The organism is Marinomonas algae (genome assembly GCF_047525555.1).
GTDB lineage: Bacteria > Pseudomonadota > Gammaproteobacteria > Pseudomonadales > Marinomonadaceae > Marinomonas.
In genome coordinates, this window is the sequence record NZ_JBLIXK010000005.1 from 23,872 (window position 1) to 38,508 (window position 14,637).

General features: G+C 44.4%; 10 protein-coding genes. 9 read left to right on the forward strand and 1 reads right to left on the reverse strand.

Annotated features, from left to right (window positions below):
• Positions 1–56: 56 nt before the first annotated feature.
• The 9 genes from ACMUMQ_RS08935 (at position 57) to ACMUMQ_RS08975 (ending at position 12,936) form a co-directional block, all read left to right on the forward strand.
• The gene (locus ACMUMQ_RS08935) at positions 57–1,046 is read left to right on the forward strand and encodes a hypothetical protein (protein ID WP_414681643.1); all 990 of its coding nucleotides are present in this window, start codon (positions 57–59) and stop codon (positions 1,044–1,046) included.
• A complete protein-coding gene (locus ACMUMQ_RS08940) occupies positions 1,015–1,740 on the forward strand; it encodes a hypothetical protein (protein ID WP_414681644.1) in 726 nt (241 codons plus the stop codon). The genes ACMUMQ_RS08935 and ACMUMQ_RS08940 overlap by 32 nt, the downstream gene beginning before the upstream one ends.
• Complete coding sequence (locus tag ACMUMQ_RS08945; protein ID WP_414681645.1) at positions 1,718–2,914, forward strand: secretin GspD/PilQ domain-containing protein; 1,197 nt, start codon at positions 1,718–1,720, stop codon at positions 2,912–2,914. Before ACMUMQ_RS08940 ends, ACMUMQ_RS08945 begins: the two co-directional genes overlap by 23 nt.
• 42 nt (positions 2,915–2,956) lie before the next feature.
• Entirely contained in the window at positions 2,957–3,505 is a 549-nt protein-coding gene (locus ACMUMQ_RS08950) for a shikimate kinase (RefSeq protein ID WP_414681646.1), read from the forward strand.
• Positions 3,505–4,596, forward strand: a complete 1,092-nt coding sequence (gene aroB, locus ACMUMQ_RS08955; protein WP_414681647.1) for a 3-dehydroquinate synthase — start codon at positions 3,505–3,507, stop codon at positions 4,594–4,596. Before ACMUMQ_RS08950 ends, aroB begins: the two co-directional genes overlap by 1 nt.
• A gap of 47 nt (positions 4,597–4,643) precedes the next feature.
• Positions 4,644–6,188: an SPOR domain-containing protein gene (locus ACMUMQ_RS08960; RefSeq protein ID WP_414681648.1), complete on the forward strand. Its 1,545-nt coding sequence runs from the start codon at positions 4,644–4,646 to the stop codon at positions 6,186–6,188.
• 436 nt (positions 6,189–6,624) lie between these two features.
• Positions 6,625–11,076, forward strand: a complete 4,452-nt coding sequence (gene gltB / locus ACMUMQ_RS08965; protein ID WP_414681649.1) for a glutamate synthase large subunit — start codon at positions 6,625–6,627, stop codon at positions 11,074–11,076.
• A gap of 111 nt (positions 11,077–11,187) precedes the next feature.
• Positions 11,188–12,609, forward strand: a complete 1,422-nt coding sequence (locus tag ACMUMQ_RS08970; protein ID WP_414681650.1) for a glutamate synthase small subunit GltD family protein — start codon at positions 11,188–11,190, stop codon at positions 12,607–12,609.
• 150 nt (positions 12,610–12,759) lie between these two features.
• Complete coding sequence (locus ACMUMQ_RS08975; RefSeq protein WP_317005327.1) at positions 12,760–12,936, forward strand: DUF6435 family protein; 177 nt, start codon at positions 12,760–12,762, stop codon at positions 12,934–12,936.
• Between the two features lie 53 nt (positions 12,937–12,989).
• Here ACMUMQ_RS08975 and ACMUMQ_RS08980 read toward each other — a convergent pair whose 3' ends face one another.
• On the reverse strand, positions 12,990–14,564 hold the full coding sequence (locus ACMUMQ_RS08980; RefSeq protein ID WP_414681651.1) for a cation:proton antiporter domain-containing protein: 1,575 nt from the start codon (positions 14,562–14,564) through the stop codon (positions 12,990–12,992).
• Between the last annotated feature and the right edge of the window lie 73 nt (positions 14,565–14,637).

The window sequence follows — 14,637 nt, forward strand, 5'->3', positions numbered from 1 at the left end:
TTGGCATGGAAGTCAATTAGTAAAACTTGTATCTCTGCTTACTATTTCAAGGATGAATGATGAAGCTAATTAAGCCCTATTCGGTCGCTTTATATGGCGCTGAACAATGCACTCTCTATAACAGAAATGAGATAGATAAATGGATTGATACTTCGCTGCAATCATCCGATTTCATTCCTGATTCTTCCCAACTTATCTTGCTTCAAAAGGCTCTTTCCCTTAGTGAGTGCAAGGTAACATCTCGTGTCGTGATTCTGATTCCAGATCATTGGTTATCTGTTTCTAATCATGTTTTAGATCCTTTGACGCCATCGTCGTTACTGCCTTTAGCGGCTTTATCGTACGCAGTGGAAAGCACGTTTTCGGCACCAGAAACAGTCTTGTTTAGTTTCCGAAAAGCCTTGTTAGAAGATAAGCGAATTCAGCTGACTGTATTTGCTTGTTCTGAGGAATGGAGGAAGCAGCTCAGCTCTCCTTTTCAGTCGAAGAATGTGTCCTGCCTGATTGTGCCGATTAGTCTTTGGCAAAGCACAAAACCGAGTTTACGGTCATGGTCGGCTTTGTCGAAATATGCGCTTTCTTCTTATCAACCTGACTATAAAAAACGTCAACATATGAAACGTCTTTGGCTCTGTTTGTTGCTTTTTAGTGTCTCGATTCACTGCATCGCTTATGGATACTTTTTATCACTAGAGCAACGTATTCACCAGTCTTTAACAGACCGGCAAGTCCTATTAGAAAGGCAGTCAGCTTGGGCGTCACATCAAGAACCAAATGACTTTGTATTATCGACTTTACGCTTGATGCAAGCGCTGCCGACGTCAGTGCGTTTGGTCTCTTTTGACGGACAAAACCAGCAAGCCGATTTTCAATTGACCTTAATGCAGGAAGAATTTGAGCCTTTGCTTGCTCGCTGGCAACAGCGTTTCCCGAATTGGCGTTGGCAAGTCTCTGAATTGCACCAAACATCTAATGACGTGTTGTCTCCTTTCGAATCGAGCAAGGAGGTGTTGGATGTTTTTATCTCAGTTTTTGAAAGTGAATAGAGCCTCTTTGCTTGCCATTAGCGGTTCTAGAGTGTGCTTACTGATTTTGGTGCAGGCATTGGCTTGGTATCCCGTTTTGTCTGAAAAATATCTTGATGTGGAGCGTCAGATAAAACGTAAAACGCAGCTTAGTGCATCCTGGCAAAAAATACAGGTGCAATCTCGAATGATGGAAGAAAAGGATTTTCTCCAAGTGGATTGGGCCACTTATTCTGTGGGAAATAAAGTTCAAGGTGCTGCCACGACTTGGCAAGTAGAAGGCCGTGCCTTGATAAAAGAGTGGCAAGTCTTACTTGAAAAAGTTCAGGAAAAAAGCGCGTTAAAGCTTGTTTCTGCCTCTTGGGAAAGTGAGCAAGACGGCACTTGGCATGGGCGGTTGTTGTTTGATATCCAAGAACCGAAAAGGAATCGAGCTTATGAGAATTGGTTGCCGAGTAATTTAAAAATAGGGCGATTTGTCGAGGAGGAGTGGACTCTGGTTTCCACCATGCGCGCTGGTGCGAGTGCTTCGGCATTATTGAAGCATAAGGACAATCAGCACTGGGTTCGTCAAGGGAGTTGGTTGCCAACAGCGGGGCTGACTGTCGATCTCGTCGCCTTTGATCGAGTAACTTTGGTTAGTAAAGACGGTGATCAAGTTGCGCTGCAATTCAGGGAAAGGAGGGAGAGCAATGATAACGCCAATAACGAATAAGTTTTTGATACCGGTTTGTGTTCTTGTGGGATGTTTGTTGTCTCGTCCTTCTTCGGCAATGGATGTGTATTTTGAGTCTCGCCCCTTGCAAGAGGTGTTGCCGTGGCTTGCATCTCAGATGAATGAGAGTGTGGTCATTAGTCCAGATATCGAAGGTTTGCTGACGTTATCGATTAAAGATGCTAATTGGACGGATGTTATGGAAGCCGTTGCTCAACAACCAGGGATTCGTCTTGAATGGCAAGGTCGAGTAGCCGTATTAATGCCCGAAATTTTGGTGGATGTCACTGAGCACGAAAAGGGCAGAGTGCAATGCCAAAGGTTCTATTGGCTAATTAAGCATGCCAAGGCTGATTCGGTTGGTAGGCACTTACAAACTTTATATCCTTCTATTTCTATGGTGGTTGATGAGCGAACTAACTCAATTGTGGCGCATATTTGTGAGTTGCCAGAAGGCTTACAAGAGACTCTCGCTTGGTTAGATGCGCCATTAAGGCAAATTGAAATCAGTGCTCAAATTGCCCAAGTTAGCCGGACGGCGCAATCGCAATTCGGTGTGAATTGGCAAACTAAACTGTCTGACAATGTTCGATCATCTGTGGGTGGTGCGGTCGATTTAGGCGCATTAGTGCCCACCACAAGCTTAAATATTGCCAGCTCAGGTAGCGTTGGGTTATTGGATTTTACATTGGATTTGATGGAGAGCGAAGGCGTTGCAGAAGTGATCTCTAAGCCGAAAATAGTAACTTCAGAAGGCTTGGTAGCGAAAATAGAATCTGGCACAGAAGTGCCTTATCAAACCATCAGCGATGAAACGGTAACGGTGGAATTTCGTCAAGCATCATTAATGTTAGAAGTGACGCCTTTTGTGAAAGACGGCAATCGTATTTTATTGCAATTAACGATACATCAAGACTCGGTTGGTGATTTGGTTAATGGCGTTCCGAGCCTTGAAACGAATCGCTTGAAAACTCAGGTGGTAGTAAAAAATGAAGAAACGCTTATTTTAGGTGGGATTTTCAGAGAAGAAAGCTTTGAAACTGAAAGTCGAGTGCCTTTCTTTAGTGACATCCCTTTGCTGGGTGCATTGTTTAAAAGACGCTCAGAACAGCAAGAAAAGGTTGAATTACTTGTATTTATTACTCCAAAGCTGCTACAAATGTCAGGTAACTAGGCCGCAGTTTGATTCTGCTTAATTCCGATGTAACTGAATACAATGACAAAAGCCCCCAATATTATTTTAGTAGGCCCAATGGGCGCAGGAAAAACCACGATAGGTCGTTTGATTTCACAATCAATGGGCAAAGAGTTTTATGACCTTGATAAAGTCATAGAAGATAATGCTGGTGCTGATATTCCTTGGATTTTTGAAAAGGAAGGTGAAGACGGTTTTCGTAAGCGAGAAACACAGGCGCTTACGTCGATTGTTCAATCAGATACAAGTGACTCTGTTGTCGCGACAGGTGGTGGTATTGTAATGCGAGAGGAAAATCGTGACATTCTTCGCGATGATGCTTTAGTGGTATATCTATATGCTTCTGTTGCTCAGCAACTTTACCGAACGTCTAAAAGCACCCATCGTCCTCTTTTGCAAACCGGCGATCCAAGGGCAACCTTAAGAAAACTTTTTGAAGTGCGTGACCCTCTTTATAGAGAAGTGGCGACACTTGTAATAGAAACTGATTCGCGCCATCCAAAATCTGTCGCCAACAAGGTGCTGGATGCGATCAAGCGACATCTCGACATGGAGACCTCTGTATCTTAATGCGTACGTTAACCGTTGATCTTGGCGATCGTAGTTACCCTATTTATATTGGCCATGGTATTCGTCAGCAAAAAGCGCTGTTTGATGAGGCGATTCATGGCAAACAGGTCATGATAGTAACAAATGAGACCATTGCTCCTTTGTATCTGAAGTCTATGGTGTCCATGTTGTCCGCAGACTATAAAGTGGATACTTGCATCTTACCGGATGGTGAAGTTTACAAAACACTAGAAACATACGGTCAGATTATGACCGCGTTACTAGAGGCGAAGCACAATAGAACAACGACTGTGATCGCATTAGGCGGTGGTGTTGTGGGTGACATGGCTGGCTTTGCAGCGGCAACCTATCAACGCGGTGTGCCTTTCATTCAGGTGCCAACAACCTTGTTGTCGCAAGTAGATTCTTCTGTGGGTGGTAAAACCGGTGTAAACCATCCTCTAGGCAAGAATATGATAGGGGCGTTTTATCAGCCACAGGCCGTTATTATTGATACGGAAACTCTAGAAAGCTTGCCTCAACGAGAGTTGTCAGCAGGCATGGCGGAAGTCATTAAATACGGTTTGATTTGCGATGCGCCTTTCTTTGATTGGTTAGAGCAAGAGATGACGCCATTAATGGCGCTAGACAATGATAAAATAAGCGAAGCGATTTATCGTTCTTGCTTGGCAAAAGCTAACGTTGTTGCTCAAGATGAAAGAGAAGGCGGGATTCGTGCGATTCTCAATCTTGGACATACTTTTGGCCACGCTATAGAAACCGAAATGGGATATGGAAATTGGTTACACGGTGAAGCGGTGGCAGCGGGTAGTATTCTTGCGCTGGATCTTTCATGGCGTATGGGCAAAGTAACGGATGACGATTTGAGTCGTTCCATTGCTTTATTTGAAGCGGCTAATTTGCCAATTTTACCCCCTAAAAATATGACGCTAGAAAGCTTTATAGAGCGAATGGCCTTAGATAAAAAAGTGTTAGATGGCAGTTTACGTCTAGTGCTTTTGAATGCTTTGGGTGACGCTATGGTGACATCGGATTTCCCGATGGACGATTTTAATGCATGTATTTTGGATGCACTTGAAGCAAGTAAGTAGGCGATTTTTACTTAATTATTCTTAGTGACTATTGTGGAAGGACGACTATGCCTAAGCCTGATTTTCAGTTTGACCTAGAGGATGCGCTCGATCAGCCCTCAAAATCGACACTGAGGGATCCTTTTGGCTCGAAGGATGCGTCCGTTTACTTTGCTTCTGAAGAAGGCAATCAACAGCTTGCTCTGCTAGAGCATTTAAGTCGATACAGTAGTTTGCTTTCTGTTGTACAAGGTCCACAAGGTAGCGGCAAAAGTCGATTCTTGATGGAGTTTGCCCGCCATCAAGACGAATCCACAATCGTCAGTCACGTAAAAGCCTCTATGTTGATGACGGCTGGCCAGCTATTGCAAGCCATATACGCTGGCTTTGCTGGTCACTTTTCTCAGCCACCTAATGAAACAACCTTTGGCCCTTTGCTTAAGTTTTCCCATGACTTGGAAGAAAAAGGCCAAGCGGCATTGGTGTTGGTCGATAATGCACAAGAGTTAAATACCGATGCTGTGACCATGTTGTTGGACATGATGTCTTTGGCAACGGAGAATCAAACCGTTCCTCATATTGTGTTGTTTAGTGAGCATTCACTGGCGCGAAATTTAGATTCTTTCCAAAGCTCTCGATATGAGCAGTTGAGCCATTCATTCACCTTGGCTCCCTATTCATTAGAGCAAACTCGTGCCTATTTATTGCATCGAGTGCGTGCGGTAGGCGGCGGAATCAACCTACCTTTTAATGAAAAACAAATCACCCAAATTTATCTTGAGTCTGGTGGTTACCCAGGGCGCATTAATTCGATTGCCCAAACCATGATGGGAAAAGGCAAGTCAGGTAAAGCAAAGATGCGCTTTAACTTGGCGATGGGATTTCCTCTTGCGCACATGGCTCTGCTTTCGCTCGTTATGTTGGGGATTTTGATGGCGGTTCTTTTCTCTGATCAGCCAGAGGAAAATACGGTAGCGGATAGAACCAGCAATGTGATTCCTTTAAGTCCTAGACAAGGGCAGTCTTCCGAGGAAACCATTGCTCGTATTGATGCCATGCAGCGTAAAATTGGCCAAGAAGGTGAACTCGTTTTGCCTGCGTTGACAACAGAAACCTCTTTGCCAGCGATTAGTATGTCTAGTCCATTAGGTAACACAGAAACATCGCCAGAAGCAGAACCTAGTTCACAAACACTTCAGCCAGTTGTGCCAACGGCACCGATACGAACACAGGTGCCAACCGCTGAGCCCGCTCCCGTTGCCCCTGAAGTTGTTCAGCCAAAAGCAGAGCCAGTGACTGTGGCGCCAGATCCGTTCGATAAGACTCAGTGGTGGCAATCACAAAATCCGAATCGTTACACCTTGCAGCTTTTGGGTACGCACAATATCAATACAGTCAAAAGCTTCATTCGAGATCAAGGCAGCGTTGATGCGTTTGGTTACTTTAAATCGACGCACAATGGTCGAGATTGGTATGTTGTCGTATACGGCTTATATCAAAACCGCAGTGAAGCCATTGCGGCATCGGAGACCTTGCCTAGAGACATAAGAGACCTTAATCCATGGGCGAGAAGTGCTCGTGGTATCCAAGACGATATAAAGAAAGCGCAATAACCTCCGTTGTAGATTACTTTTAGATCAATCTACTGTGGATAATGCTTTATAAGACTGTGAGAGCCTCCTTTTGTGAGGCTTTCGTATAAAAAAAGATACAATTTAGTAAAATTAACTGTAATCCACTGAAAAACATGAATGAACAGTGGAATTTTCTGTTTCAAAAAACTCCAGCCATAGATAATTCTCTAACTCCCGATTATTCACCGCTAAATACCCTATAAAAACCGCCAAAATAACAGAAAGTGGGCTTGCGTAAATTTGAGTAGTCCCCATCTGCGAGGTAGTATGTCTTTCCATTTAGATGGCCTTTTGGATAAATGATAGTCATTCTCGAAGCGCATTTAACAATATGTACAGCTTCTTAATTCCGCCATCAAAATTTTGATTTTATCTTTACTTATTTTATTTAGGTTACAACTTTGGGAGTTGGTGTATGAATGCAGGCCTTTATCGTCCTGGCGAGTTCAAAGACAACTGTGGCTTTGGTCTAATTGCTCATATGGAAGGCAATACAAGCCACGAATTGTTGAAAACAGCGATTCAATCTTTGACATGTATGACGCACCGCGGTGGTATCGCGGCCGATGGAAAAACCGGAGACGGTTGTGGTCTTTTGATACAGAAGCCAGATGCTTTTTTACGCGCAGAGGCGGAATCACTGTTTAAACATACCTTATCGGATTTATACGGTATTGGTATGGTCTTCTTGGATCAAGACGAAGCGTTGGCAAGCGAACAACGTGACGAATTAACAAAGCAGTTAGAAAGCCAAGGCGTAAACGTTGTAGGTTGGCGCGATGTGCCAACAGACTCTTCTTGTCTAGGTCGAATTGCTGAAGAATGCTTACCTCGCATCGAACAAATTTTCATCGACAGCAACCGAATGGATGCTCGTACTTTTGCGACTCGCTTATTCGTTGCTCGTCGTAAAACTGAAATGGCATTGGCTCATTATGAAAACTTCTACATTTGTTCTTTGTCTGACAAGGTGTTGTCTTATAAAGGCTTAATGATGCCCGTGGATTTGCCTTCTTTTTATAAAGATTTAGGCAATGAGAAACTAGAAACGGCTATTTGTGTATTCCACCAACGTTTCTCTACTAATACATTGCCAAGATGGCCATTAGCTCAGCCATTCCGCATGTTGGCACATAACGGTGAGATCAACACCATTGAAGGTAACCGTAACTGGGCTCTTGCTCGTGCTAACAAATTGCGTTCACCTTTGATCCCTGAATTACAAGATCTGCAACCATTGGTTAACTTAACCGGTTCAGATTCTTCTTCTATGGATAACATGCTGGAAATCCTTGTAACGGGTGGTATGGATATTTTCCGTGCTGCGCGTTTGATCATTCCACCGGCATGGCAAAACGTAGAAAACATGGACCCAGAGTTGCGTGCATTTTATGAGTACAACTCAATGCACATGGAACCATGGGATGGCCCAGCAGGCTTGGTAATGACAGATGGTCGTCATGCGATTTGTATGTTGGACCGTAACGGTTTGCGTCCTTCTCGTTGGGTTGTAACAAAAAATGGTTTCATCACACTGGCGTCTGAAATCGGTACTTACGATTACAAACCTGAAGATGTTGTGGCTAAAGGCCGTGTTGGCCCTGGTCAAATGTTGGTTGTTGATACTCAAACAGGTGAAGTTCTTCACACGGATGATATCGACAAACGTTTGAAATCCATGCATCCATACAAAAAATGGTTGAAGCAAGAAGCGATTCGTATCGAAACAATCCTTGTTGAATCTAGCCAAGAGTTTGTTGCTTTCACACCAGAAGAAATGTCCACTTACCAGAAGATGTTCCAAGTGTCTTTTGAAGAGCGTGAGCAAATCTTCCGTCCACTTGCAGAAAGTGGTCATGAAGCCGTGGGTTCTATGGGTGATGATACGCCGATGGCGGTTATGTCTAGCCAAACTCGCCCAGTAAGTGATTACTTCCGCCAGAAGTTTGCGCAGGTGACAAACCCACCAATCGATCCATTGCGTGAATCTGTTGTCATGTCTTTAGAGACGTGTATTGGTTCAGAACGCAACTTGTTCGAAGAAACACCGAAACACGCGAATCGTATTATCTTATCTTCGCCTATCTTCTCGGCGCGCAAATTCACTCGTCTATTGGCGATGAATGACCATAGATTCCGCTTAGTTCGTTTGGATACAAACTACAACCCTGCTGAAATGTCTTTAGAAGAATCGATTAAAGCATTGCAAGTTAAGGCTGAAGATGAAGTACGCAATGGCGCTGTGATCTTGGTTCTTACGGACCGTGACTTGCAGAAAGGGCACTTGCCAATTCCTGCGCCTATGGCGGTTGGTGCTGTTCACCACCATTTAACTAGAGCTGGTTTGCGTTGTGACTCTAACATCATTGCGGACACAGGCTTTGCCCGTGACCCTCATCAATTTGCTGTTCTATTAGGCTTTGGTGCAACGGCGGTTTACCCTTACCTTTCTTATCGCCTAATTAACGATATGGTCGATAAAGGCGAAGTGATGGGCGATCCTATTTCTTGCCATGCGAAATATCGTAAAGGTATCAACAAAGGCTTGATGAAGATCTTGTCTAAAATGGGCATCTCTACAATGGCGTCTTACCGTGGTGCTCAATTGTTTGAAGCCATTGGTTTGGATACCGCTGTTATTGACCTTTGCTTCCGCGGTGTTTCGAGCCGTATTAAGGGCGCTAGATTTGAAGACTTCCAACGCGAGCAAGCATCTATTGCAAACAATGCTTGGAAATTGCGTAAACCGATCCAACACGGTGGTTACTTAAAATACGTGCATGACGCGGAATACCATGCTTTTAATCCAGATGTGGTTCGCAACCTTCAAACCGCAGTGGGTTCTGGTAAGTTCGAAGACTTCACAAAATACGCAGAATTGGTGAACACGCGTCCGGCTTCTATGATTCGTGACTTGTTCACTTTGTCTGACAAAGCCAAGCCAATTTCGATTGATGAAGTGGAATCTGTTGAACACATTCTTCCTCGCTTCGACTCTGCAGGTATGTCTTTAGGAGCTTTGTCTCCTGAAGCCCATGAAGCACTTGCTCAAGCGATGAACGAATTAGGTTGTCGTTCAAACTCAGGTGAAGGTGGTGAAGATCCAGCTCGTCATGGCACAGAACGTCGTTCTAAGATCAAACAGATCGCTTCTGGTCGATTTGGTGTAACGCCTGAGTACTTGGTTAATGCAGAAGTGTTGCAGATCAAGGTTGCTCAAGGTGCGAAACCAGGTGAAGGTGGTCAGCTTCCAGGTGGTAAGGTAAACGGCCTGATTGCTCGTCTACGTTACGCGGTTCCTGGTGTGACTTTGATTTCACCACCACCGCATCATGATATTTATTCGATTGAAGATTTGGCTCAGCTCATCTTCGACTTGAAGCAAGTAAACCCAGAAGCCTTGGTTTCTGTGAAGCTAGTTTCTGAACCTGGTGTAGGTACGATCGCGGCAGGTGTTGCGAAAGCCTATGCAGACTTAATTACTATTTCTGGTTATGACGGTGGTACAGCGGCGTCGCCGATTACTTCTATTCGTCACGCAGGTTCTCCTTGGGAACTTGGTTTGGCAGAAGCGCAACAAGCACTTCGTTCAAACGATTTGCGTGGCAAGATTCGCCTGCAAACGGACGGTGGTTTAAAAACTGGTCTGGACGTTGTGAAAGCGGCCATTCTAGGTGCTGAAAGTTTTGGTTTTGGTACGACACCAATGGTTGCGATGGGTTGTAAGTTCTTACGTATCTGTCACTTAAACAACTGTGCGACAGGTGTTGCAACTCAGGACCAAGGTCTACGTGACGATCACTTTATCGGCACAGTCGAGATGATCAAAAACTTCTTCCTATTCATGGCCGAAGATACTCGCCTATGGTTAGCGAAATTGGGTGTGTCTCGTCTACAAGACCTGATTGGCCGTACGGATTTGTTAAAGACGCTACCGGGTGAAACAGACAAGCAGCGCAACTTGGACTTGTCTCCGATTTTGAATAATGACGCGATTCCTGCTGATAAGCCGCAATATTGCGACTTACCTTTCAACCCTCCTCACGATAAAGGTGAGCATGCTATCCGCATGTGGGACGCTGTGAAAAATGCAGTAGAAGAGAAAGAAGGTGGAGAGTTCGAATTCAATGTCACCAACTGTGACCGTTCTATCGGTGCTCGTCTATCGGGCGAAATCGCTAAACGCTACGGCAACCAAGGTATGTCTGATGTGCCTTTAACTTTGAAACTGAAAGGAACGGCAGGTCAAAGTTTTGGTGTTTGGAACGCAGGTGGTTTGAACATGTACCTAGAAGGCGATGCGAACGATTACGTCGGTAAAGGTATGACAGGTGGTAAGTTAGTTGTTCGTCCACCGAAAAATTCATCCTTCAAGTCTCAAGACTCCGCCATTATTGGTAACACCTGTTTGTATGGTGCGACTGGCGGTAAGTTGTTTGCAGCAGGTACGGCAGGTGAGCGTTTTGCGGTACGTAACTCCGGCACGCATACAGTTATAGAAGGCGCAGGCGATCACTGCTGTGAATATATGACTGGCGGAATGGTAACGGTACTGGGTAATACGGGTTATAACTTCGGTGCTGGTATGACGGGTGGCTTTGCTTACGTTCTCGATTTGGACCGCACCTTTGTTGATAAATACAACCATGAGTTGGTGGAAATTCACCGTATTGGTACAGAGTTAACAGAAGAATATCGTTCACACCTTCGCTCTGTACTTGAAGAGTACGTACGAGAAACTGACAGCGAATGGGGCCATGAACTCTTAGAAAACTTCTATGACTACATTGGCAAGTTCTGGCTAGTAAAACCAAAAGCAGCAAGCCTAGGCGCGCTATTGGCTAATACTCGTCAACGTCCGGAATAAAACACGCTGTTATGGCGCTTTGCTATGGTTAGCAAAGCGCCATAAACAAATCAGTTTGACCCATTTGAGAGAAGTGCCTTTTATTATAATTGGCCGAGGAGATAGCAGCTTATGTCTGAGCGCTTGAACAACGTATTTCAATTTGTTGAAGTGGATCGTAAAGATCCTAAGAAAAAACCTTTAATTACGCGTAAAGGTCAATTTGTCGAAATATACCGACCTTTTGAGGAAACGGGTGCAAAGAGCCAAGCGCACCGTTGTTTGGAATGTGGTAACCCATATTGTGAGTGGAAATGTCCTGTTCACAACTACATCCCAAATTGGCTGAAACTTGTCAGCGAAGGCAGCATTTTAGAAGCGGCGGAATTGAGCCATCGTACTAACTCTTTGCCAGAAGTATGTGGCCGAGTTTGCCCACAAGACAGACTTTGTGAAGGCGCTTGTACGCTAGGCGAAGGCGGCTTTGGTGCAGTAACAATTGGTTCTGTTGAGAAATACATTACAGATACAGCATTCGCTTTGGGCTGGCGTCCAGATATGTCTAATGTTGTGCCAGTGAACAAAACTGTTGCGATCGTCGGTGCGGGCCCTGCAGGCCTTGCGTGTGCTGACGTTTTAGTCCGTAACGGTATCAAGCCTGTTGTGTTTGATAAATATCCTGAGATTGGCGGATTGCTCACATTTGGTATTCCAGAATTCAAACTGGAAAAGAGTGTAATGACGCGCCGCCGTGAGATTTTCGAAGAGATGGGCGTTGAGTTTGTCTTAGGCACTTCGGTTGGTGACGATGTTCCTTTTGAGCATATCTTAGAAGAATACGACGCCGTTTTCCTTGGAATGGGTACTTATAAGTATATGAAAGGTGGCTTCCCAGGTGAAGATTTACCAGGTGTACATGACGCATTGGATTACCTGATTTCCAATGTTAATCATTGCCTAGACTTTGAAGAAGACGAAGCCGATTACATTAACCTAAAAGGCAAGCAAGTGGTTGTTTTAGGTGGTGGCGATACAGCGATGGACTGTAACCGTACTGCGATTCGTCAAGGTGCGAAGAGTGTGTCTTGTGCTTATCGTCGTGACCAAGAAAACATGCCGGGTTCTCGTAAAGAAGTAACCAATGCTCGTGAAGAAGGTGTGCAATTCCTTTTCAACCGCCAGCCAGTGGAAATTATTGGTGACGGTAAAGTAGAAGGCATTAAGGTTGTTGAAACACAAATGGGCGAGCCAGATGAAAATGGTCGCCGTAGCGCAGAAGTCATTGAAGGCAGTGAGCAAATCATTCCTGCTGACGCTATTCTTGTTGCCTTTGGTTTCCAAGCGAGTCCTGCACCTTGGTTCGACAAGTTTGGCATTGAAACAGACTCTCGTGGACGCGTTGTTGCGCCAAGAAAAGGTAAATTCATGTTCCAAACAACGAACGAGAAGATCTTTGCTGGTGGCGATATGGTTCGTGGTTCTGACTTAGTGGTAACCGCCATTGATGAAGGCCGCAAAGCGGCTGAAGGCATTATGGACTTCTTAGACGTTTAAGTCTTAGCTCACTTTGCTTTAAAAAAACGCTGGTCAGAGACATCTGATCAGCGTTTTTTTTGTGCCTAATCATGCTTATTCATCTTGGAAAGGATCTAAGTACTTACTTCTAGCGTATAAACAGTATTCACTCATGAAAGCAGGCTAAATATGTTCAACTTTTTGAAATCCGATCCGATCAAGAAACTCGATAAAGAATACGGTGCGTTATTGGAGAAAGCCATGCAAGCTCAACGTAGCGGTGACATAAAAGGCTATTCAGAGTTAACGGAACAAGCTGAAGCTGTGAAAGCTAAGATAGATGAGGCAAAGCTATCAAATAATTAGTCTGATAGCTTTGCCTTCAAAATACGGTTGAATGTCGTATTTTGAAGAAGAGTTTATGCGCTTGCAGGTCGGATGAGAGTCAAACTTTCTTCCGCGAAACCTGTACCTGCTTCTGTGTAGAAGTTGAAAACATTGTCTATACCTGAGGCCAACAAGGTTTCTCGCTCATCCTGATAGCGTGCAATCGCAGCGATATGGCCTTGATAGTTGGCTTTACGCAGTTGTATCGCAATGTTGGTGCTGTCCTCTGCAATTGGCAAAGCCAACATAATGAGTCGTATGCCGTTTGTGTCTAAGCGCTCCCAAAGGTCGGCATCTTCACCATCACCATAAAATACGTTTTCTCCTGCTTCTTGCATGAGCTTGATTCGGCTTCTGTCAGCATCCATTCCCGCAAGGTTATTGCCAATGATGCTTTTGATTGACTCAAAAGCGCCTCGCCCAACTCGACCTAAACCGACAATTAATACTTCCGCGTCTTTCGGTTGAGTGAAGACATCTTCAGGTAAGCATTGTGGACTTTCAAACTGACGAATACTTTCTTTGTTTTGTCGATATAGCTTGTGAGATTGGCGATAAATCACGCTGGTAATCACAAAGGAGAAAGAGACACCAAGCGCTAGAATCACCAACCATTCTTTTTCTAACCAACCGTTGGCAACGCTCAGCGCCACGACAATAAGGCCAAACTCACTGTAGTTGGAAAGGATAAGAGCGGACAAAAAAGACGTCCTACCGCGAAGCTTGAACTTGGTTAATAGGAAGAAGAAAAGGGCGAACTTTGCCAAAATAACAAGCGTAATAATTAAGCTCATGCCAATCATTTCGAACGTAGGTAGAGCGGTAAAGCCGATCGAAAGAAAGAAGCCAATTAAAAATAAGTCTTTGAAGTTCATTAATGACTTATTCATTTCTGATGATTTCGGATGAGACGCTAAGAGAATACCAAAAATCAGTGCGCCTAAATCGCCTTTAACGCCAACTAAATAAAATAGCTCGTAGCCACCTAGAGCGAGAAATATGCCAGTTAAAGGCAGCATTTCCCCATGCCCAACGCGATCGACCACTTTATTGATAAGCGGACGAACCAGTAGCAAACCGAATAAACCAAGAGCCCAAATAGAAGGGATTTCACCTGTCGCCGCGACGAGGAAAATCACCGCAACTATGTCCTGCATAACTAATATGCCAAGGGACAATTGCCCATGACGAGTTTTTAATTCACCACTTTCTTCCAGCAGTTTCATCACACAAACGGTACTTGAAAAACTCAAAGCAAAACCGATTAAGGCTGCGGAGGTAACATCCAAAATACCGAAGTAAGGCAAGCTCAGTGTGCCGAGAGTGAGTGCGATTCCGCCAAAAAGCAGAGTCCAAACACTCATATGAGTCAGGGTTGAAGCCCAGACTTCTCGTTTGAGTAGGTCTTTGACGTGTAATTTTAAGCCAATACTGAAGAGCATTAAGGTAATGCCTATATTCGCAAGAGAATCCAGGGTGCTGCTTGCTTCGAACCCCAGATAATTCAGTAAGAAGCCAGCTAATAGAAAACCGATGAGCGGTGGCAGATTGATCATTTTGACTGCTAAGCCGCAGACAAACGCAAATAAAATCCAAGTAAATTCCATGCTGTCCTTCTAAATCAATGAGGTGGCTAAGGGGAAAGATTATCATACGAAATTTACTCAAGCCGTGCAGCTT